General features: G+C 36.1%; 21 protein-coding genes. 14 read left to right on the top strand and 7 right to left on the bottom strand.

What is annotated here, in order from left to right; translation table 11 throughout:
• Positions 1–516, bottom strand: a 516-nt coding sequence (locus tag V4596_01260; protein ID MES2767746.1) for a hypothetical protein, incomplete at its 3' end; no start/stop codon positions are given.
• Positions 517–657: 141 nt separating this feature from the next.
• On the opposite strand from V4596_01260, the gene V4596_01255 reads away from it, so the two are divergent.
• Positions 658–1,488 carry a glycosyltransferase family 2 protein gene (locus V4596_01255; GenBank protein MES2767745.1) on the top strand — a complete coding sequence of 277 codons (831 nt, stop codon included), beginning with the start codon at positions 658–660 and terminating at the stop codon, positions 1,486–1,488.
• A gap of 2 nt (positions 1,489–1,490) precedes the next feature.
• Here V4596_01255 and V4596_01250 read toward each other — a convergent pair whose 3' ends face one another.
• Both V4596_01250 and V4596_01245 read right to left on the bottom strand, forming a co-directional pair.
• Complete coding sequence (locus tag V4596_01250) at positions 1,491–2,336, bottom strand: alpha-1,2-fucosyltransferase (protein MES2767744.1); 846 nt, start codon at positions 2,334–2,336, stop codon at positions 1,491–1,493.
• Positions 2,333–3,394 carry a hypothetical protein gene (locus V4596_01245; protein MES2767743.1) on the bottom strand — a complete coding sequence of 354 codons (1,062 nt, stop codon included), beginning with the start codon at positions 3,392–3,394 and terminating at the stop codon, positions 2,333–2,335. The genes V4596_01250 and V4596_01245 overlap by 4 nt, the downstream gene beginning before the upstream one ends.
• Positions 3,395–3,454: 60 nt before the next feature.
• On the opposite strand from V4596_01245, the gene V4596_01240 reads away from it, so the two are divergent.
• Genes V4596_01240 through V4596_01215 form a run of 6 tightly spaced genes read left to right on the top strand, consistent with a single transcriptional unit; the run spans position 3,455 to position 10,302 of the window.
• Positions 3,455–4,447, top strand: coding sequence for a glycosyltransferase (locus V4596_01240; GenBank protein MES2767742.1), 993 nt, complete (start codon positions 3,455–3,457; stop codon positions 4,445–4,447).
• 38 nt (positions 4,448–4,485) lie between these two features.
• Positions 4,486–5,568, top strand: coding sequence for a GDP-mannose 4,6-dehydratase (gmd, locus tag V4596_01235; protein ID MES2767741.1), 1,083 nt, complete (start codon positions 4,486–4,488; stop codon positions 5,566–5,568).
• On the top strand, positions 5,565–6,488 hold the full coding sequence (locus V4596_01230; GenBank protein MES2767740.1) for a GDP-L-fucose synthase: 924 nt from the start codon (positions 5,565–5,567) through the stop codon (positions 6,486–6,488). The genes gmd and V4596_01230 overlap by 4 nt, the downstream gene beginning before the upstream one ends.
• On the top strand, positions 6,485–7,666 hold the full coding sequence (locus tag V4596_01225; protein MES2767739.1) for a DegT/DnrJ/EryC1/StrS family aminotransferase: 1,182 nt from the start codon (positions 6,485–6,487) through the stop codon (positions 7,664–7,666). Before V4596_01230 ends, V4596_01225 begins: the two co-directional genes overlap by 4 nt.
• A 1-nt stretch (position 7,667) precedes the next feature.
• Positions 7,668–8,669, top strand: coding sequence for a UDP-glucose 4-epimerase GalE (galE, locus tag V4596_01220; GenBank protein ID MES2767738.1), 1,002 nt, complete (start codon positions 7,668–7,670; stop codon positions 8,667–8,669).
• On the top strand, positions 8,662–10,302 hold the full coding sequence (locus V4596_01215; protein ID MES2767737.1) for an ABC transporter ATP-binding protein: 1,641 nt from the start codon (positions 8,662–8,664) through the stop codon (positions 10,300–10,302). Before galE ends, V4596_01215 begins: the two co-directional genes overlap by 8 nt.
• A gap of 2 nt (positions 10,303–10,304) precedes the next feature.
• Here the strand turns inward: V4596_01215 and V4596_01210 are convergent, their stop codons facing one another.
• Genes V4596_01210 through V4596_01200 form a run of 3 tightly spaced genes read right to left on the bottom strand, consistent with a single transcriptional unit; the run spans position 10,305 to position 12,749 of the window.
• A complete protein-coding gene (locus V4596_01210; GenBank protein ID MES2767736.1) occupies positions 10,305–11,387 on the bottom strand; it encodes a DegT/DnrJ/EryC1/StrS family aminotransferase in 1,083 nt (360 codons plus the stop codon).
• On the bottom strand, positions 11,384–11,743 hold the full coding sequence (locus V4596_01205; protein ID MES2767735.1) for an FdtA/QdtA family cupin domain-containing protein: 360 nt from the start codon (positions 11,741–11,743) through the stop codon (positions 11,384–11,386). The genes V4596_01210 and V4596_01205 overlap by 4 nt, the downstream gene beginning before the upstream one ends.
• A 55-nt stretch (positions 11,744–11,798) precedes the next feature.
• A complete protein-coding gene (locus tag V4596_01200) occupies positions 11,799–12,749 on the bottom strand; it encodes a glycosyltransferase (GenBank protein ID MES2767734.1) in 951 nt (316 codons plus the stop codon).
• A gap of 101 nt (positions 12,750–12,850) precedes the next feature.
• Here V4596_01200 and V4596_01195 point away from each other — a divergent pair, with 101 nt between their 5' ends.
• The 4 genes from V4596_01195 to V4596_01180 are packed head-to-tail and all read left to right on the top strand — an operon-like array spanning position 12,851 to position 17,222.
• Positions 12,851–14,587, top strand: a complete 1,737-nt coding sequence (locus tag V4596_01195; GenBank protein MES2767733.1) for a sulfatase-like hydrolase/transferase — start codon at positions 12,851–12,853, stop codon at positions 14,585–14,587.
• A complete protein-coding gene (locus V4596_01190) occupies positions 14,584–15,324 on the top strand; it encodes a formyltransferase family protein (protein MES2767732.1) in 741 nt (246 codons plus the stop codon). Before V4596_01195 ends, V4596_01190 begins: the two co-directional genes overlap by 4 nt.
• A gap of 12 nt (positions 15,325–15,336) precedes the next feature.
• The gene (locus V4596_01185) at positions 15,337–16,074 is read left to right on the top strand and encodes a CmcI family methyltransferase (protein MES2767731.1); all 738 of its coding nucleotides are present in this window, start codon (positions 15,337–15,339) and stop codon (positions 16,072–16,074) included.
• Positions 16,071–17,222: a CDP-glycerol glycerophosphotransferase family protein gene (locus tag V4596_01180; GenBank protein MES2767730.1), complete on the top strand. Its 1,152-nt coding sequence runs from the start codon at positions 16,071–16,073 to the stop codon at positions 17,220–17,222. The genes V4596_01185 and V4596_01180 overlap by 4 nt, the downstream gene beginning before the upstream one ends.
• On the opposite strand, the gene V4596_01175 is transcribed toward V4596_01180, so the two are convergent.
• A complete protein-coding gene (locus tag V4596_01175; GenBank protein ID MES2767729.1) occupies positions 17,223–17,894 on the bottom strand; it encodes a class I SAM-dependent methyltransferase in 672 nt (223 codons plus the stop codon). It lies immediately after the preceding gene.
• Positions 17,895–18,088: 194 nt separating this feature from the next.
• Between V4596_01175 and V4596_01170 the strand changes: the two genes are divergently transcribed.
• From V4596_01170 to V4596_01160, 3 genes are read left to right on the top strand one after another with little or no spacing between them, the layout of a single operon-like run.
• Entirely contained in the window at positions 18,089–19,492 is a 1,404-nt protein-coding gene (locus V4596_01170) for a class I SAM-dependent methyltransferase (protein ID MES2767728.1), read from the top strand.
• On the top strand, positions 19,492–20,277 hold the full coding sequence (locus V4596_01165) for a methyltransferase, TIGR04325 family (protein ID MES2767727.1): 786 nt from the start codon (positions 19,492–19,494) through the stop codon (positions 20,275–20,277). The genes V4596_01170 and V4596_01165 overlap by 1 nt, the downstream gene beginning before the upstream one ends.
• Positions 20,274–20,735 carry a dTDP-4-dehydrorhamnose 3,5-epimerase family protein gene (locus tag V4596_01160; protein MES2767726.1) on the top strand — a complete coding sequence of 154 codons (462 nt, stop codon included), beginning with the start codon at positions 20,274–20,276 and terminating at the stop codon, positions 20,733–20,735. Before V4596_01165 ends, V4596_01160 begins: the two co-directional genes overlap by 4 nt.
• The last annotated feature ends 5 nt before the right edge of the window (positions 20,736–20,740 follow it).

The following is a 20,740-nucleotide window of genomic DNA, read 5'->3' as shown; positions in this document are numbered from 1 at the left end:
AAAACGAATACCTGAATCTTTAAATCCAGAGATTCTCTGAACGTACTCCTCAACAGTTTGGCCGTGACCAACGATAACCGCATATCTCAAGTTCTTACCGTGACGACGTAGCTTTCTGAAAAACGTTCTAAGTATCATTCTGTATGAAATAATTAAGAAATTGGATAAAAAGAAATAAGTAAAAATAGAAACTCTAGAGAGTCTGATTTCCGCAAAGAAGTATAGAAAAACTGTAAATGCTAAAAGAGAGAAAATATTTGCTTTTAAAATTGCAAAAGCCTCACTTCTTCTACCCTCAAGACGATAGGAATTATATAGCCCGCCTTTATGATAAAAATAAGTTGTAATTAAGCTAAGTAAAACACCTGCTCTTAAAAATAAATCTTCTTGGCTGTGACCTAGAGAGTCGAATACGTGAAATCTTAGATGATAACTTACAAACCAAATTGCAAATACTAATGCTACTTCAAATATTTTTAACAAAAGCGCAAACTGCTTACCATATGTTTTTAACATGAACTACCCTATAATTTGTGATGGATTAAAACTATCATCTCACTCAATCCGAAATCAATTTTATAATATAAGGCTTTAATTTTGCACGAATATACGTTGCGAACTCAACAGGTTATTTAATAGTATCTAGTATGAGGTTTTATGAAGATTTCAGTTATTATCCCCACCATTAACAGGCAAATTGAGCTGGATAAAATGCTTCAAAGCCTCTGTACGCAAACTTACAGTAATTTTGAAACTATTGTCGTCGATCAGAACAGTAAATTAGATCTAAAAAATATACTTGATAAGTATCCTCAACTAAAAATCCACCATATTAAGACAGCGCCTCTTGGAGCGTCTAACGCAAGGAACGTCGGAGCCCAATTAGCTACTGGGGATATATTAACCTTCCCAGACGATGATTGTATGTACTTTAAAGATACACTGAATCAAGCGATTAACCTCATCAAAGAAAGGTCTTTGATAACAGGGAAATGTATTTCTTCCAATGGAATTACGAGCGTAGTTGGTTTTAATGCACTCTATACGAAAATAAGTATTTGGAATGTTTGGAGTACCGCCGTTGAAGCAACGATATTCATAAATAAAAATTTATTCATAAAACTGAAAGGTTTCAATGAATCTTTAGGGGTTGGAGCTCCAACTCCTTACGGGGCCGGAGAAGGAACCGACCTTCTCATTAGAGCTTTAAAAATGGGTATTGATGCTTATTATTATCCCGAGCTGACCATGTACCATCCACAAGTCACTTCCGAGTATACTGAAAAAGAATTTAAGCGTGCCTACAGTTACAGTACTGGCATAGGTCGTGTGCATAAAATAAATCAAACCCCAGTGATTCAAAGACTAATTGCACTGTTACGACCATTATTGGGAGCCATACTTTATTTTGTACAACTCAATATAAAAAAATCAAAATTTCATTATTTTTCTTTTAAAGGAAGAGTTCGAGGTCTTTGTTCCAAGTAAGATCACAGACTATTTATCGTCCAATCTTGTGCATAAATATCACGAGACTCAATTTTTTGAGTTGCAAACCATTTTAACGGAGCAATGACTTTTTTATTGGCATTTTGATTTAACCAAGCACCCCACCAACTGAATGAGCTGTTCGCAATGATGTTATGTTCGCAAGCAGACATTAAAAGAATATCTTCGAAGCTACGATTTCCAGTATTTTCGTCTATAAAAGTAGCATCTCCATTTAAATTTAAATTGGATTTTGCCCAATCTATATCATCGGAAAATATAAAATATGAAGACTGTCCAAATTCGTCCGATAAAGTCTGAATTGCAGATTGGTAATATTCCAAAGAACATACTCCGTGCACTTGTTGATTCTGAGGTTTTAAATAATCTCCTCTACGAATATGGATAGAAACAGAGTTCTTAGAAGATCTTATTTTCGTTAAAATTCCTTGGGAATATTCACTTAAAGAATTTTTTGGCTGAAACTCCGACAATAAATCTTGCCTAATATCTTTAAAGTATTTTTCCGACTGCCAGTATCCTTCTAAATAAACTGGAAGTTTATTGTTGAACACAGTTGAGTCGTAACAAAAAGTTTTTTCTTTATAAACATGTTTAGTTTTAAAAAATAAATTTTTTGATTTGAGAAAAGACACTTCTTCTTGGGTTGCTATTACGGCAGAAATTTTAAAATTATTAAGATCGTAAGAGCGAAAGTAGGTTTCAAATCCTTTGATGTCAACTTTGAGAGTACCTCCCAGCTTTTTTGCCAAAGCTTTACCCACGGCATACTGAAACATTTGGTTTCCCAAACCGCCAATTAAGTTAACTACAACGAGCTTGTTCAAGAGCTTGCCCTCATTTTATTCTTTAATTTCTTGGAAATTTTTTTGTTTACTTCCGCTAAAATTCCTAAGGAAGTTTTTAAATTGCCCAGTAAGTTTGGATTGTATTTTTTTTCTAATTTCATCCAGTCTACATCATTTTGAATGGCTTTTAAATCCACGCCAATAGACATTTCACTTTTATATTTTTCATAAACTTTTTCAAATTTTTGTTTATCCGTATTTACAGGAAGGTCTTGATTATAAAAGAATTTGCAGAATGACCAATACCTCATAAGCCCATGTTGAACATAAAATTTAGGAGTGAAAACTCGAGTTAGAGGATCATGAAAGTATTTTAAACCAGATCCCACAGAAGAATAGTGACAGAACAAAGTTCCTAGATCGCCAAGAGTGTTATTCAATTCCGTGTGGCGATTGTTGCGATGTCCTTCTCTATGGGTTCCGCCAAAATCATCAACATCAAGGTAGCAGATATTTCCACCATTTTTAAGGATTTCGAACATCACTGGATCAAAAAAATCAATTACAGGATGACCTAGCGGATTGTAATGCCCACGAGCCATTTCTACTAATTCTTCAAACTCATGTTGCGACACCAATTCCCGATTGAACGCAAAAATCGCCGTTTGAACCAAATCTGGAAGATATCTGATATCATCACGTTTATTTAAATTATTTTTGTAATTGCGAGGAGAACCCACAAGGTCAAAACCTTCATCTATCGCTTTAAAAATAGGGTCCAATGCTGGACCTCGGAAGATAATATCACTATCAAGATGAAGAAGAAATTTCTCACTTCTAGTTTGGATCAACTTCGCCCAAAGATGAGCAGTTCCCCAATGCCCATGTACATCCCAACGTCTAAGAAGCGCAGAGTCGCTAGAAATATCCTGAAAGACAAGACGTCCCTTTGAACTCATATCCTCTAACCACAAGAAGTCATCGGCGACCCCAAAAAGATGAAGTTCTAAATCGGGATAGTGTTTTACAAAAGAATTAACAGCAACACGCGCAACTTTTCCGCATCTGTAAATATCCATGTAAATAAATTTATTCATTGACGCCTCACTATGATCTCAGGATTTATAAGGAATAGAAGATTATACGAGGAAACAGCTTTGAGTCAATTGAGTGTCCTACTGCCAATTTATAATAGTGAAAAGTATTTAGCTCGCGCTATAGAAAGCGTTTTGGATCAATCCTTTTCTGATTTTGAGCTGCTTTTATTGAATGATGGTTCTTCCGACTCTAGCCTGAAAATAGCGGAATCCTTTAAAGATTCAAGGATACGAATTATTAATAATCCTAAAAATCAGGGGCTAATTGACACTCTTAATATAGGAATTAACGCTGCTGCTTCGAATAAATACATCTGTAGAATGGATGCCGATGATATTTGCGAAAAAGATAGGTTTGAAAAACAAATTCAATTTCTGAATAAACATCCTGAAATTGACGTTGTAGGCACCAATATTATGTTTATTGATAAAAAAGGTAAAGAAATTGATAGATCTTTAGAGGTCCCTGCAGATCCAAACTTCATTTTTTGCCTCCTTACAAGAAGCGTATGCGTCCTTCACCCGACTGTAATGCTACGCAAAGAAGTCTACAATTCATTCCAATATCAACCCGCATACAAGAGCGCAGAAGATTATGACCTTTGGACAAGAGTCTCTTTTCGTTACAAAATTTCAAATTTACCAGAGAAACTACTTCGTTACCGCATCCATGACGAAAGTATTTCTCATGCTCAGAGAGGAAATCAAATGGAAACAAGCTACAAAGTCTCTCATTCCTACATACAGAATCGCTTCGATTTGAAGTTGCCTCTAGATTTTGTAAAATTCTATTTTGACCCAAAAAATCATTGGTTTGTTGAGGCCACTGCATATATGACACAGCTAAAAACTGCAATGGAACAACAATATCCTAGTTGCTCAGGATTGATAAAACGCGAGTTTTTCTCGATTCTCATTCGTATGTTCTACACGGCACTTACTAAGAAAAACTTTATTCAAGCCACCAAAATGGTTCCACGCCTTCTCCAATGGTTTTCGTGGAGCGCAGCCTCTCAAACACTACGTTCTTTTATTGACAGAAGACGCTCATAACACCATAAATTGACTCATAAATCTAACTGGGAGATCTCGTGAAAAAACGCGCTTTATTGACAGGTGTTACAGGCCAAGATGGGGCCTACTTAGCTGAGCTGCTTTTACAAAAAGGTTATGAAGTTCACGGCATGAAACGCAGAACTTCTCTTTTCAACACGGATCGTATTGATCATCTTTTTCAAGATCCTCATGAAACAAATAATAATTTTTACTTGCATCACGGAGATCTCACCGATTCCTCAAGCCTTATTAGAATTGTTCAAAATGTTCAACCTGACGAGATTTATAACTTAGCGGCACAAAGTCACGTTGGAGTCTCTTTTGAAGCACCTGAATACACAGCAAATTCGGATGCAATCGGAACTCTAAGATTGCTTGAAGCAATTCGTATTTTAAAGCTCAATGAAAAAACAAAGTTCTATCAAGCTTCTACTTCAGAGTTATATGGCTTGGTTAAAGAAACACCACAAACTGAAACAACACCTTTCCACCCACGCAGCCCCTATGGTGTAGCAAAACTTTATGCATATTGGATTACAGTGAATTACCGTGAAGCCTATGGACTTTTTGCTTGTAACGGAATTCTATTCAACCATGAGAGCCCACTGCGCGGAGAAACATTCGTAACTCGTAAAATCACAAGAGCAATGGCGAGAATTAAACTTGGTTTGCAAAAGAAATTATTTCTTGGAAACTTAGATGCCAGAAGAGATTGGGGTCACGCTAAAGATTACGTTGAAATGCAATGGCTCATGATGCAGCAACCGAAGGCTGAAGATTTTGTGATTGCTACAGGAGTGCAATATAGCGTTCGTGATTTCATCAATGCAACTGCAAAAAATTTAGATATGAAAATTGAATGGAAAGGTTCTGGACCTAACGAAGTTGGAGTAAATGAAAAGGGTGAGACAATCGTTGCTATCGATCCAGAATATTACCGTCCTGCGGAAGTTGAGACACTTCTTGGAGATGCTACTAAAGCTAGAAAACAACTTGGCTGGGAACCTAAAATAACTTTTGCAGAGCTTGTAAAAGAAATGACAGAAACAGATTACAAGTTGGCAATTCTTGAAAAAGAAGGACGCTCAGTTAAAAAAGTTTTGAGGCTTGATCAATGAAGATATTGATTACTGGCGGCACTGGAATGGTTGGAAAAAACCTTCTCGAGCATCCCAAGACAAAAGAGCTCAAAGTTATAGCTCCAACCAGACAACAGATGAATCTTTTTGATTATGATCATGTTAAAAATTATCTTATCGAAACTAAACCTGATTTGATTGTTCATGCTGCTGGACGCGTGGGCGGTATTCAGGCAAATATTAAAAATCCAGTATCATTCCTAGTTGAAAATACAGATATTAATAGAAATCTGATAATGGCAGCATACGAAGCAAAGATTCCTTCTCTATTGAATCTTGCAAGCTCATGTATGTATCCGAAAAATGCGTCGAATCCATTGAGAGAAGAACAAATATTAACGGGAGAACTTGAGCCGACTAATGAAGGTTATGCCTTAGCTAAAATTCTTGGGTTAAAACTTTGCCAATACATTCGCAATCAGCATCCAGACTTTCAGTACAAAACTTTGATTCCTTGCAACCTTTACGGAAGACACGACAAATTCAACCCAGAACACTCTCACCTAGTACCAGCTATCATTCACAAAACACACTTAGCAAAAACAAATAAAACATCCATTGAAATATGGGGCGACGGCTTAGCAAGAAGAGAGTTTATGGATGCTGCAGATTTGGCTGATGCAATTTTTTATCTCGCTCCAATGATAAAAAAAATTCCGGACGTAATGAATATTGGACTTGGACATGATCACTCAGTGAATGACTACTATCAGGCCGCCGGGAAAGTCATTGGCTATACCGGCGACTTCCAACATGACCTAACTAAGCCCACCGGCATGAAACAAAAACTAATCTCTATCGAAAAGATCGCAAGTTTGGGTTGGAAATCAAAAACAAGTCTCGAGCAAGGAATTAAGAAAACTTACGATTATTATTTGCAAAATGGGGTTTCAAAATGAAAATCAATTTTCCATTAGCCTCTCCAAGTTGGGATGAAAAAGAAATTCAGGCTATGCATCGCGTGATTGATTCTGGTCAATTCACAATGGGGCAGCAAGTAGCCAATTATGAAAGAGATTTTTCTAAATACCTCGGTAGCAAATACAGCATAATGTGCAGTTCTGGCTCAACTGCAAATCTTCTTATGGTCGCTGCTTTATTCTATAAAAAAAATAATCCACTTAAACGGGGAGATGAAGTTATTGTTCCCGCAGTTTCTTGGAGCACGACTTATTATCCGCTGTATCAATATGGTCTAAAACTAAAATTCGTTGATATAGATGTCGATACCTTAAACTTTGATTTAAAAGCATTAGAAAAAGCAATTACTCCGAAAACTAAACTTATTATGACTGTTAATCTTTTGGGTAATTCAAATGATTTCAAAAAAATCAACGATATGATTTCTGGAAAAGATATTACTCTCATTGAAGATAACTGTGAATCTTTAGGCGCTACTTTTAACGAAAAGCAAACCGGAACCTTTGGGGTTATGGGAACTTTCAGTAGCTTTTTTTCTCATCATATTTCTACAATGGAGGGCGGTATTGTCTGCACCGATGATGAGGAGCTTTATCATATTCTATTGTGCTTGAGAGCTCATGGCTGGACGAGAAACCTGCCTAAGCACAATCACGTCTCCGGAACTAAAAGTGACAACGCTTTCGAAGAATCATTTAAGTTCGTTCTTCCCGGATACAATGTGCGCCCTCTAGAGCTGGAAGGCGCTCTTGGAATAGAACAACTTAAAAAGTTGCCTGGATTTATTAACATGCGCAGGCAGAACGCCAGTATCTTCCAAGAACTCTTTAACAACCATCCCTACTTCACCATCCAAAAAGAAATTGGCAAGAGCAGCTGGTTTGGATTCAGTCTTGTTCTAAAGAAAAATTCTCCAATAAATCGAATTGAATTGGCAAATCAGCTTACGGAACTGGGAGTAGAGTGCCGCCCAATCGTTGCTGGAAACTTTGCCAAAAACGAAGTGCTCAAATGGTTTGATTATGAAATCTCGGGTGCATTACCAAATGCAGAATGGATTGATCAAAACGGATTATTTATTGGCAACCATCATATCGACATGAAAGAAGAAATTAAAAAACTTCCAGCAGTGTTTGAAAAAATTTTTGGAACATAAAATGTCCAACTCAAGTAAAAGTACAGTTTTATTAACCGGCGGAGCTGGATACATTGGATCACACACCGCGAAATTTTTAATAGATAAGAACTACCAAGTCATCGTTATAGATAATCTATCCACTGGTTACAAATGGGCTGTCCCTTCAGAAGCTAAATTTTATCAATTGGACTTACTGGACAAAACTTCTTTAGAGAAAGTCTTTAAAGATAATACTTTCGAAAGCGTAATTCATTTTGCTGCAAAAACTTCAGTAGAAGAATCCGTTCGACTACCAGACATCTACTTAGAAAATAATTATCACGGATCACTCAACTTAATTCATTTTTGTGAAAAATATAAAATTAAAAATTTTGTGTTTTCATCCACTGCAGCCGTATACGGAAATACCAATAGCGAGCCTATTTCTGAAGATACTAAATTAGCTCCCATTAGCCCCTATGGCGAATCTAAGGTATTAACTGAAAAAGCTCTTCTCGAATCAAATCTGAAAACTATAATCTTCCGCTACTTTAATGTAGCTGGAGCAAAAACAGATGGAACACTTGGACAAGCTACAGAAAATGCAACCCACTTAATTAAAATTGCAGCAGAGGTTGCCTCAGGCAAAAGGGCGAGTATGTATGTCTTTGGTAGTGATTATCTTACACCCGATGGAACATGCGTTCGAGATTATATTCACGTCGAGGATATCGTAAGCGCTCATATCGCAGGCCTCGAATACTTATTGAAGAATGGAAAACCTAGAATCCTAAATCTCGGTTATGGTAGCGGTCACTCTGTCAGAGAAGTCATCAACACAATGAAGAAAGTCTCTGGACATTCTATTCCTACTAAGGAGGCACCTCGCAGGGCTGGTGACTGCCCTTCTGTAGTTGCGGAGGCTAGTGCTGCGAGGCAGGTTTTGCAGTGGACACCTCAATATGACAACTTAGAAATTATTTGCCGTACAGCCTACGATTGGGAAGTAAAAACTAAGAATACAAAGGCTAAAAATGTTTGACCAATTAAAAATTTACAAAGCTTTCCTAGGGCCCAAAGTACTTTCGTATCTAGGAGCATCTACTGTAATTGGAATGTTGTGGTTTCTAGCGGATTTTAGTTTTGTCTTCGTTCTGCAATTCTTTTTAGTCTCAATAGGACTTGTTAAAGCAGATTTAACTTTTTTGCCTTTTCATGTAAGTCCCTCTGTCTTGAATGCATCAATCATTCTTTTAAGCTTTGGCTTGATCCGCTCTGGCATGCTTTTTCTCAAAACATTTTTAGGAATGGTGGCCCAAAATACATTCTCTTGTGAGCAAAGGGCTCGAATATTTTCATTAGGAATTCGCGAAGGTCAAAATATCAACTCCAAAGAAGTGGTTTCTTTGTTTTCAGAGGCCATTACTCAATCAAGTATCTTCATACAGCTGCTGATCAATATGATCGTTACAAGCTTTTCGGGGACATTGTTTTTTCTTCTCGGTATGTACTTAGCCCCGATTGAAATGATTCTCGGTGTATTTATATTGTTTGTTCTCCTCTATCCTTTTTTAAGATTAGTTAGGTTATCGGAAAAATATGGAATTGCCGTAACCCAAGAATTTGAGTTTCTTAATTCCGAAATAATTAATTCTTTAAAAAATAATTTGCTCTTAAAAATTTATAATAAAATTGACGAAAGAATTAGAGAAGCAAACAAATCTTTAGAAAACTATAGAGTTCATTCTAATTCGTATTTTAAAACTGACGCTCTACTTGGAGCTGCTCCCGTTTTTCTAGGACTTCTCACGCTATCTTCCATCAGTTATTTTAGCACGGGTGTTTTAAAAACAGAGCCAATGAAACTGTTGTCATTTTTCTATATATTTATTCGCTTCACACAGTGTTCGAGCGAACTCCACACTGCTTATTCGTCTTTTAAGTACAGAACTCCCTATATCGTTTCAATTTTTAATTTTTATTTAAAGGATATTCGTACAAAGAATAATCTTCTAGAAAAAACTGAGGCGCCTGCTACCATTAACAATATCGATATTCAAAAGGTTAGTTTTGGATACCGCAAAGGTGAATATCTTTTTAAGAATATCAGCATAAATCTTACGAAGGGAAAATGCTGTGTGATTGTTGGCGAGTCAGGAGTAGGAAAGAGTACTCTGCTTAGCATTTTATTAGGAATCATTCGCCCCCAAGAGGGGCTCATCAAATACAACGATGAAGATATTTTTGAATCCTATACTTTGTTTTCTAAGAAAATAGGATATGTCGGCCCCGAACCATTCCTTGTTCCTGGCACAGTTCGTGAAAATTTATCTTATGGTTATGATGGAAAATTAACTGACACAGAAATGTTCAGCATTCTAGAGAAAGTTGGTGTGGGCAAAATATTTAATTCGGAGAACGATGGCTTAAATCAATTTCTAAACGAACACGCTCCACTCTCAGCTGGACAAAAGCAGCGTCTCGCGATTTGCAGAGCAATTTTACGTCGCCCAGATGTGTTTATTCTAGATGAAGCAACATCAAATTTAGACAAAGATACTGAAAAGGAAATTATCAATCTTTTTAGGGAGCTTAAGAAAACTAGTATCTTGTGCATTGTAACTCATCGCGATTCTTTTCACGAATTGGCCGATCAAGTTGTACATATGAAATAAATTTAAAATTTGTTCAAAGCATTACATACTTTGAGAATATCTTCTTCCATATGGAAGTAAGAAATAGGAAGACTCAAAACAGTTTTGTGAATTTCTTCGCTTAGTGGGTACGACTGATTTTCAAATAAAAATTTATATCCAACCTGTTTATGAGGAGGAATCGGATAATGAATTTCTGTTTTAACCCCATTATCCAAAAGGTAGCTCTTCAACTTATCTCTTTCTGGATGGCGAATACAGTATATGTGGTACACGTGCTCTAGGTGAGATTCCACTTTTGGCTTTATGAATTTGTTATCCAACTCAGAGTGATAAATTGCAGCAAGCTTCTTCTTGTGTGCATTGATTTTATCAAGGTTTCTTAATTTTACCCTGAGAAATGCAGCTTGAACTTCATCGAGCCTAGAGTTGTAACCAATATAGTCATTATGGTATTTAACTTTTGATCCATAATTCCTTAAGCTTTTAATCTTCTCATAAAGAACTTGATCATCAGTAAGGACAGCACCCGCGTCTCCAAGTGCTCCCAAATTTTTAGTAGGATAAAAACTGAAACAACCTATGCCGTAAGTACCAACTTTTTTATTTTTAAATCTTGCTCCATGAGATTGGGCGCAGTCTTCAATAAGAGTCAGATCATTTTCTTTACAAATTTTTACAATTTCTTCCATCTCACATGGGTTCCCATAGAGATGAACAATCATTACTGCTTTAGAGCGTGGCGTAATGGCCTTAGCTAAATTTTTCGGAGAGATATTATAAGATTCGATGTCTGGCTCCACAAGAATCGGTTTTAAACCTGCCTGCATAATTGCCAATATCGTTGCAATGTAAGTATTACTGGGAACAAGAACCTCTGAATCTTTTGGTAGATCTAAAGCCACCAGAGGGATAATTAAAGCATCTAAACCTGAATTCAATCCGATTGCATATTTGCTACCGAAATATTGTGAGAATTCTTTCTCAAACTCGGTTACCTGCTGCCCTAGTATGAATTGACCACTCTTTAACACATCCGAAAAAGCTTTTTCTAATTCAGAAACAAAAGGCGCGTTCAAGCGTGCTAGATTTTCATAATCAATCATCTGTATCTATCCGTTATGTAATCTTCTTCATCGTACTTCTCAGAGCTTAAAACCAAAAGGACTGCATTCTTAGAAAATTTCATGGTGTGCCAATCTTCCGGATCTACGAGAAGACACTGACTCGGATTACTCAGTGTATGCAAAGATTCAGTCGTACTGTTCTGACAAAAAACCTCCACACTTCCTTGCTGCGCGATAAGGCCCATTCGATTTCTTATGTGACGATGGCCACCACGCATTTCAGATGTGCCGTAAATAAAAAATACTCTCGCAATTGAGAATGGTATTTCGTCTTGAGCAATAACGAGGGTTCCGCGCTTATCTTCTATGGATTTGAGATTAACTATTTTGGCCACGTCCGCATTATTGATTCATTTGCAAAGCAAAGTAAATAGTGCGACGCAATAGGGTTTACGCTCTCAGAAAGAGCTTCTTACAAGAGGGATAATACCTATTTCTAAACGCGATTGGCACTCGACATATCATTACAATAGCCGCCAAAAACATATAGGGGCTGCCTTTAGATGCCTTGATATATTCATAAATATGATGATGGCAATTTTGGAAATAAAAAGTACCCCAAGAAGGCCGCAAAGTTTGCTGCACCACGGGTATCACGTCCGCGGAATCTTTCTCATCGATTATGGTCTTAAATAGCAAAATCTCATCAGTAGCCAGAACTTTATTTTTTATTAAAAAGCTAAATACAAAAGGGTAATCCGAGGCGTGATCTCTATCGGAAATAAAATATTTATTAGCTACGCTCTTCAAAGATTCAGTACGAAAAATCCCATGAAAAATTAAAGCCTTACCCAGGCCCTCAGGCTCTGAGAGGTATTTGAGTAGATCTAAAAATTTACTTTTAGTTGAAGTCCATCTTTTCATACTGGGATAAGTTCTTGTGACATGCCCAAAGGAATTCGCATTAACAAAAGAACACGCCCAACAAGAGACATCAGGGTTTTCAATTAACGCCGTTATGCCTTTCTCTATGTATCTCGAATCAAACAAGTCATCATCTGAGGCCCAGAAAAAGTATTCCCCATCTGATAAGTCCAGAACCCTTTTGTGATTGAGCGCAGCACCTAAATTCTTATCTGGCTTATGATATTTTATGCTGAAACCTAGCTTTTGAAAATGCTCAACAATTTGCCTATTCTCAGCACCGCTGCGACTGTCATCAGATACAATCAATTCCCAATTGGCGTAGGTTTGCTTACCGAGGTTTTCAATGCTGCGTTTTAGAAAATCTGGGCGATTATAGGTAGGAAGGCCAATGGAGACTTTCGGAAAATTTGGACTATCTTTTGGTTTATTATTACCCATTTTAATGACACTCATTTCACTCAAGTTCGCTCTCATAAAAGTATTGTTTAACAATACATTATTCGATACATTGTGGCCATATCGTTGGGGATAATAATGTGTCGCGCTAATTTTTTTCTCATCAGGAACTTTCAATTATGAGTAAATTATTTTTAGTTTTGCCGGCGGCTCTTCTTATTGTTTTTACGATATTCTTCTCAGGACCTTCAGTAATTTATAATGGCAACTCCAACGAGTTCACAAACTCACTAATTTCTTTATTTCAATTTTATCTTTTGCCCGCATTATTGATTCTTTTAATTCTGATAACTATAAGCCAAGTGCTAAATAAAAAAATATTTACTTTTTATCAAACGTTTTTATCTAGTATTGCTATCCTCCTTTGGACTCAAGCAAACCTTTTTGTCTGGAGCTATGGGACTTTCAATGGGAAGCCAATCGACTGGAGCGCCAATGCACACTTTGGTTTTTTTGAAATCTTCATTTGGCTAGCTTTTATTTTTTCTTGTTTCAAATTTAAAGATAAAATTTCTAGTGCGCTCAGAACAACTTGCACTCTTCTTTTGGCAATTCAATTTATCGTGATTCTAATTTCGGTACCGCAGATTTGGCAAAACTATAAAACGCCTTTTAAAAACAAAAAAGAAAGTCCAACTTATAGTTTTTCTAAAAAAAATAACGTTATTCAAATTGTTCTAGATACAATTCAATCTGATATTCTCCAAGATGTTATCGCTAAAGATCCAGAATACTATTCAAAAAAACTAGACGGATTTACTTTTTATACAAATACCACTTCTTCATTCTGCGGAACACATATGAGCGTGCCAAGTTTTTTATCAGGCAGTGCTTATGAAAATCACCAGAATATGGCCTCATACTTAGAGTCTACTTTTAACGGAAACACGATCATCAACTTTCTAGCCGATCATGGATATTCAACAGATGTTTTTCATGGATACTACCTTTATCCACCAGGAAAAAGCACAAGCAATCAGAAATTAACTGTTCCTTACAAGGCTGGACTGGGCGGAAACTTCGAATCCTTAAGACTGTTTAATTATTCTCTTTTTAGACACTCTCCACATTTTATTAAAAAATTAATTTACAATAATCAAAATTGGAGATTCTCGAATATTTTAAAAAATCCTAGTGATTACACTACATTTTTTGCTCATGGAAGCTTTCTGGCAGATATAACTAACAATATGACCGTAGATCACGATCAGCCAACTTACAAATTTATACACGTTTTGACCTCTCACTTTCCTATCGAAGTCGACTCAAACTGCAAACTCTCAAAAGTACTACTCCCGAAAAGAGAAAATGCTACAGATTTATTTAGATGCAGCTTGGAAGGTGTATTTGCTCTGTTTGATTCCCTAAAAGAAAATGGAATTTACGATAGCTCCGCAATAATACTTCACTCTGATCATGGTGCTGGAATAAAGGTAAATTTGACCGGGTGGGACTCAAAAAATATTGAACGATTCAAAGACAGAACAATAATGGAACCCGTGAATGAAGATATCATCGGAGACGTACTTGCAGGCAGCGCCAATGCCATCCTTTTCGTTAAACCTCCTAATAGCAAAGGAGATTTGAAGTTTTCAAAAGCTCCCGCGGAGCTCACCGACATCCCTTCTACTATTCAAGACCTCATTGGCATAGCTGGAAAAAATAATTTCCCTGGCACTCCCATTAATAAATTAACCGAAGATAAAAATAGAAAAAGATTGTTTAAATATTTTAATTGGGACTCTAATACCTATAGAGAACCATTTTTCACCCAGCTTGATGAATATGTTATTGAAGGTCCTGTACTAGATAGATCATCCTGGAAAAAAGGTCGAACTTTAGGAAGGAGCAAATGAAAAGTTGTAACATATTAATATTTGCATCTAAAGAAATCGGATTGAATCTTATCCAGTTTCTCTTAAAATCTTACTCCGATGACTATTATGATTTTGTGGTCATGGATCCCGATGCCGAAAAAATTCAAAATTATTTACGCAGCAGAGATATAAAATTTTATTCTCCAAAGTCTTACAGAGAAACTTTGATTAAATCCGGAAAAGAATATGACTGGATCCTTAATCTCTGGGGAGGTATGATATTTAAGAAAGAAGACTTGGAACTAGCAAAAAATACCTTAAATGTTCACCCTAGCTTCCTACCCTATGGCCGAGGCCGTGATCCCGTTGTTTGGGCCTTAAAATATGGCCATCCTGCTGGCGTAACCCTGCACTCTATATCCGGCGGAATAGACGAGGGTGATATATATGTTCAGCAAAATGTATCGTATGATTTTCAAGACAAGGGTAAAAAAGTTTATAATGAAGTTGTAGAAACTTGCGAAGCATTGTTTAAGGAAAATTGGGATGGTATAAGAAGCGGAAAGATTACATTGAAACCTCAAGCTCAACAGAACTTACTTACTAAAAAGCGTTCGGACTTACTTCAAGATAGAATTATTGATTTAGATAAGAGTTTGCCTGCAACTGAGTTGATTAAAACTATTTTGGCCCATGATTTCTCGCCAGATTACACTGCGCAGTTGAGATTGAATGGAAAAACATATCGCATAACCCTGGATATTGAAGAAATATAATTTAGGAAACAAATGTATTCTCGAAGTGAATTTGAAGAATTTTTAAAGCAAGAACGTCAAAAAATGTCAGAAGACAAAGCATTGGCGAATGATGCCAAAACATTGATTTTCAATGCAGACAAGTATCATTGGATTCATCAAACAAAATTCCTAGGTGAACCATGCCTACAGTTGCCGCAAGATTTATTTGCAATTCAAGAAATCATTTTCAAAGTTAAACCCGACTACATTGTGGAAGCTGGCGTTGCTTGGGGCGGGAGTTTATTATTTTATGCTTCTGTACTCGAAGCTCTCGGGCAAGGAAAAGTAATAGGGATAGATAAATACATTCCGGAAGACTTAAAGGAACGTCTGTCATCAAAGGGCTCTCTTTCAAAAAGAATTGAATTGTATGAGATGGATTCCTGCGAGCAAGACACTCGAATTTTTATTCATAATAAAATTCCTATAGACAGCAGAACTATTTTAATTTTAGATGCCAATCATACCAAAAACAGTGTTCTAAAGGAGCTTGATCTTTATTCTGACTTGGTCACAAAAGATTCTTATATCATCTGTTGCAGCACTGTTATTGAATACAAAGAAGAAAAAAATGTAAATAGATCAAGACCATGGGGGAAAAATAATAATCCTCTTTCTGCCCTTAGAGAATTTTTGAACAAAAACGATAGATTCTTAATCGATAATTATTTTGATCAAAAACTCTTACTTTCGTGTAATCCTCATGGTTATTTAAGGTGTATAAAATGATTTCTTTAATAAAAAATTTTCTAACATGTTCCAAAAACAAAACTGCGTTTGAATCACTGCCCTCCTCTTTCAGAGAAATAGTTTTCTATGCTGAAAATGTCAATGATTGGCCGCACATTGGCCCCTTAATTGAATCTCTTTTAAAAAAAGGACAAAACGTAAGCTACTTAACATCCGATAAAAAAGATCCACGATTAGATTTAGAGAATAAAAATTTTAAATCCTTTTACATTGGCGAAGGATCGGCCAGAACTTTGCTTTTTTTAAACCTTAATGCAAAGGTCTGTGTAACTACTCTTCCAGACTTGCATTGTTTCGCGTGGAAGAGATCTCATTTTCCAGTTCATTACATCTATATTTTTCATAGTCTTGTTTCTACTCACATGGTTTATAAAAAGAAAGCATTTGATAATTACGATACAGTATTCGTCTCGAGCAAGTATCACATTACAGAAATCAGAAAAAATGAAGACGTGTATAAACTTAAACGAAAAAATATATTTCATCATGGGTATGGCAGGTTAGACTCTCTTTTAAAGAATAAACCAGAGAACCTTTCTACATTTAGTGGTGCTCAAAAACTGAAGATTGTTTTTGCATCTACTTGGGGACGCGGCTCTATCATCGAAAATGATCCAGATTTTTCGCTTGTAAAAGAAGTTTTAAATCTAGGACATGATCTCAGCGTTAGACTTCATCCGATGACAACACGAAGATTCCCTGATCTTGAAAAAAGGCTTGCAAAAGTATTTTCAGAATTTAAAAGTTTATCGATCATCACAGATATGAATAGCAAAAATGATTTATACGATTCTGACGTTATGATTGGAGACTGGTCTGGAGCCGCTTATGATTATGCCTTTACTCTAAATAGGCCCGTTATTTTTGTAAACACGCCTCCTAAGGTTAATAATCCTGATTACAATGAATTATCGATTCAGCCTTTTGAAGTTAGCGTCAGAGAGAAAATTGGCAAGGTCTTACAAATAGGAGAGTTTGAGAAGTTAAATGGACTTCTTGAGAATTTGAGATCTAATTATTTAACTTATCAAAAAAATATTAAAGACGTATTAGAGTCTAATGTATTCAATATAGGAAACAGCTCTGAAATAGGTGCAGAGGAAATTATCAAAATAAAAAGTTTATAATTATTTTTTTCTAGCTACAACACGAACAACCACCGGGTTGTCATTTTGATATACCGCCAAATTATCACTCTCAACTACATTTTCAATAACGAAGCCCAGAGATTCTAATTCAGACAAAAGCTCTTCTTTACGCAAAAATCTTCTGTAGTGGTGATTTATAAAGGCATCTCTACCCACTTCTTGTCCTACACCATACATCTTATCTTTTACAGAGCGAGCCTCGATAAGCAGGAGTCCCTCATTTTTCAAGGCTGAAAAGGCCCAGCTAAGTGCGCTGCTTGCTGCTTTATCTGTTACAGAGTGCATTGTGAAGCGTGAATATACAGTTGATAGAGTTGCTTTGTATTTTGTGTTGTCTAGCGCAGTAAAATCATCGCATATGAACATACTTTCATTTCCGATATGTTTCTTATAATTGTCATTTATGAGTTTAATAGCAGATTCTGAGCTGTCACAGCCTATAACTTGAATATCATTACTGATAAAAAAGATCGAATCTCTGCCATTTCCACAGCCTAATTCAAATAATATTCCCGTTTTATCAATGATTTTAAGACATTCTTGAGCAAATGATGAGGGCACAAGTGGGGCGTTGTTTTTCTCATAAAACTCATTCCATAGGCCTTTATTAACAGATCCCCCGTTTCCACTTGGTGCGGTCTTAGTTTTCATGAGAACTCCCTTTAGTTGTGACCACCCAATAAATATAATGCTCTAAAGCCTGTCAATTGGATTGCCCTCTGTCGCATTCTGTCATCGAAAGAAGATTTGAGGTATTACATTGAGTATTTACCCTCTTATTGAGAGAAATTACCTCTTGATTTGTAGTGTAGTAAGTTGATAATTTGCATTGGCAAAGGGGCATCATGAAATCATTTTTTATCTTATGTGCGTTATTCTTTTTAGTTCACGATTCTGCAATGGCTTACTTAGATCCTGGCAGCGGAAATCTAATTATCCAATCTGTTGTAGCTATAGTCGCTGGAGCATTTATAGCTCTTAGATCTTATCGTTATAAAATCATAGATTTTTTTAAAAAGAACAAACCACATACGACTTCATGCAGAGTATGCGAAAAAAAATTAGAATCATTTATATCTTTTGGCAATCAACCCATCGCAAATGGATTTTTATCACCAGATCAGTTCTCAAAAGAATATTTTTTTGAATTGAGTGTTGGCTTTTGCAATGAATGTAAAATGGCACAATTGATCAGTCAGCCTGATGCAAAAATGATGTTTCACGAAAATTACGCTTTCTTCTCTTCAACTTCAAAATACATGGAACAACACTTTGCAACTGTAGCAGACAAATTATCAGACAAAGTTTTACCAAAAGAAGATCCGTTTGTTTTAGAAATTGGTAGTAATGACGGAATTTTTCTTCAAAATTTTAAAAATAAAAATATTCGCCATCTTGGAGTAGAACCTTCTGCCAATGTTGCAAAATGCGCAATGGAAAAAGGCATCAATACAACAACGGAGTTTTTCGATAAAGAATTGGCAGCTCAAATTGTATCTAAGAACGGTACCGCTGATTTAATATTTTCTGCTAATGTGATTTGTCACATTCCTAATATTAATTCCATCTACCAAGGTGTTAAAAAATTATTATCGCCTAAAGGCTACTTTGTCTATGAAGATCCGTACTTAGGAGATATTATTCAAAAAACTTCGTACGATCAAATTTATGATGAACACGTATTCTTCTTTTCTGCACTTTCAGTTTCAAACCTAGCTCAGCGTAATGGGCTAGAACTTGTTGATGTGGAGCACATCGAGACTCATGGTGGCTCGATGAGATATTTTATCGCTCATGCGGGAGCCCAAAAAGTTTCTCAAGCTGTGAAAAAACAAATTGAGTTTGAAAAAAATATTGGTCTTGAAAATCTAGAGACATATATTAAGTTTTCTAAGAATGTTGAAAACTCAAAAGAGAAACTTTTCTCTCTTCTTAAAAAACTTAAACTGGATGGAAAACGTGTTGTAGGTTACGCAGCTACTTCAAAAAGCACTACTGTAACTAACTATTGCAATATCACTCCGGACTTAGTTGAGTTTATTAGCGACACAACACCACTAAAGCAGAACAAGTTTAGTCCGGGAGTCCATATCCCTGTGAAATCTCCTGATCAATTTAAATCTCAATATCCAGATTACGCTTTGCTGTTCGGTTGGAATCATGCCAAAGAAATAATGGAAAAAGAACAAGACTTTGTTAGCAAAGGCGGCAAGTGGATTGTTTATGTTCCAGAGGTAAAGGTTATATAGTGGACTTAAATAACAAGTATATTTGGGAGGGCACTTATAAAAGTTTCTCAGAGTGTCCTGGAGCCGGAAAAGGTTATGAAGCAACTTCTGCTTCTCAAAGATACGTTGATCAATTAAAAAAATTTTTATTAGATAATTCATCTTTAGAAAAAGACATTATTCTTAAAAGACATCGCGACAACCATCTCCCTGTTTTAGTAGCAACGCTACAGGCTCAGCTATCTAGGCCCATCAGAATCTTAGATTTTGGAGGAGGCATAGGGTTTACATATGCTGTTCTCTCACAATGCCTAACTGATTCGGCAAACATTGATTATACTATTTTAGATACAGAAGAAGTTTGTAAGGCTGGCGCTGATGTGTTCAAAAATAATAAGAATTTAAAATTTGTAAAATCAATTTCAGAAATTAATGTAAATACAAATTACGACGTCATACACTTTGGATCGAGTATTCATTACGTAGAAAAATGGAAAGAGCTCATTTCAAAGCTCAATGGATTTTCTCCAAAATTTTTCTTGTTTACAGATTTTTTAGGCGGAAGCTTTGAGGATTTCGTAACTACTCAGAACTATTACGAATCAAAAATTCCTGTTTGGTTTTTTAATCTTAATAACTTCAAGTCTTTCTTCAAAGATATTGGGTACAACTTCTCTTTTCAATCCACTTATCACCCTACAATTTTTGGTAAAGAACAAGATATGCCAATGGATAACTTTCCAGAAGATCAGCGTTTAAAAAATTCTGTAAATATTCTTTTTTGTAAAAAACCGGAGAACAAATGATAGATGGAATAGAGTTTAAAGAATTAGTAACTCACGGTGATGAGCGCGGCTTTTTTAGAGAGCTTATCAGAACAACAGATTCTTTTTTCAAAGATGTCGGCTTTGGACAATGGAGCCATTCTTACATGTACAATGGAGTGATCAAGGCTTGGCACTATCATAATGTGCAGACAGACTACTGGTATGTTGCTACTGGAGTTTTGAGAATTGGTCTTTGCGATTTGAGAAAAGATTCAAAAACTTACAAGCAAACTATGGACTTAGTTGTGGGCGAAAATCAAAGGCCGCAGATCTTGAAAGTACCTCCGGGAATTGCACACGGGTGCAAAGTGGTTCAAGGACCCGTAAATCTATTTTATATGATGTCTCATACATATGACCCCGCTGATGAAATTCGAATTCCTTACGATTCGCCTGATATTAAGTTTGATTGGCTACGTGGTCCGCCAATCTCATGAAAAAC

The organism is Bdellovibrionota bacterium, assembly GCA_040386775.1.
Lineage (GTDB): Bacteria > Bdellovibrionota > Bdellovibrionia > Bdellovibrionales > JAEYZS01 > JAEYZS01.
This window is presented reverse-complemented; position numbering and strand designations above follow the sequence as displayed.

Excerpts from the sequence above, each read along its gene's own strand:
- V4596_01255 (MES2767745.1), top strand. The coding sequence starts at position 658 with ATGAAGATTTCAGTTATTATCCCCACCATTAACAGGCAAATTGAGCTG.
- V4596_01245 (MES2767743.1), bottom strand. The coding sequence starts at position 3,394 with ATGAATAAATTTATTTACATGGATATTTACAGATGCGGAAAAGTTGCG.
- V4596_01230 (MES2767740.1), top strand. The coding sequence starts at position 5,565 with ATGAAGATATTGATTACTGGCGGCACTGGAATGGTTGGAAAAAACCTT.
- V4596_01225 (MES2767739.1), top strand. The coding sequence starts at position 6,485 with ATGAAAATCAATTTTCCATTAGCCTCTCCAAGTTGGGATGAAAAAGAA.
- galE (MES2767738.1), top strand. The coding sequence starts at position 7,668 with ATGTCCAACTCAAGTAAAAGTACAGTTTTATTAACCGGCGGAGCTGGA.
- V4596_01215 (MES2767737.1), top strand. The coding sequence starts at position 8,662 with ATGTTTGACCAATTAAAAATTTACAAAGCTTTCCTAGGGCCCAAAGTA.
- V4596_01210 (MES2767736.1), bottom strand. The coding sequence starts at position 11,387 with ATGATTGATTATGAAAATCTAGCACGCTTGAACGCGCCTTTTGTTTCT.
- V4596_01200 (MES2767734.1), bottom strand. The coding sequence starts at position 12,749 with ATGAGAGCGAACTTGAGTGAAATGAGTGTCATTAAAATGGGTAATAAT.
- V4596_01195 (MES2767733.1), top strand. The coding sequence starts at position 12,851 with ATGAGTAAATTATTTTTAGTTTTGCCGGCGGCTCTTCTTATTGTTTTT.
- V4596_01190 (MES2767732.1), top strand. The coding sequence starts at position 14,584 with ATGAAAAGTTGTAACATATTAATATTTGCATCTAAAGAAATCGGATTG.
- V4596_01185 (MES2767731.1), top strand. The coding sequence starts at position 15,337 with ATGTATTCTCGAAGTGAATTTGAAGAATTTTTAAAGCAAGAACGTCAA.
- V4596_01180 (MES2767730.1), top strand. The coding sequence starts at position 16,071 with ATGATTTCTTTAATAAAAAATTTTCTAACATGTTCCAAAAACAAAACT.
- V4596_01175 (MES2767729.1), bottom strand. The coding sequence starts at position 17,894 with ATGAAAACTAAGACCGCACCAAGTGGAAACGGGGGATCTGTTAATAAA.
- V4596_01170 (MES2767728.1), top strand. The coding sequence starts at position 18,089 with ATGAAATCATTTTTTATCTTATGTGCGTTATTCTTTTTAGTTCACGAT.
- V4596_01160 (MES2767726.1), top strand. The coding sequence starts at position 20,274 with ATGATAGATGGAATAGAGTTTAAAGAATTAGTAACTCACGGTGATGAG.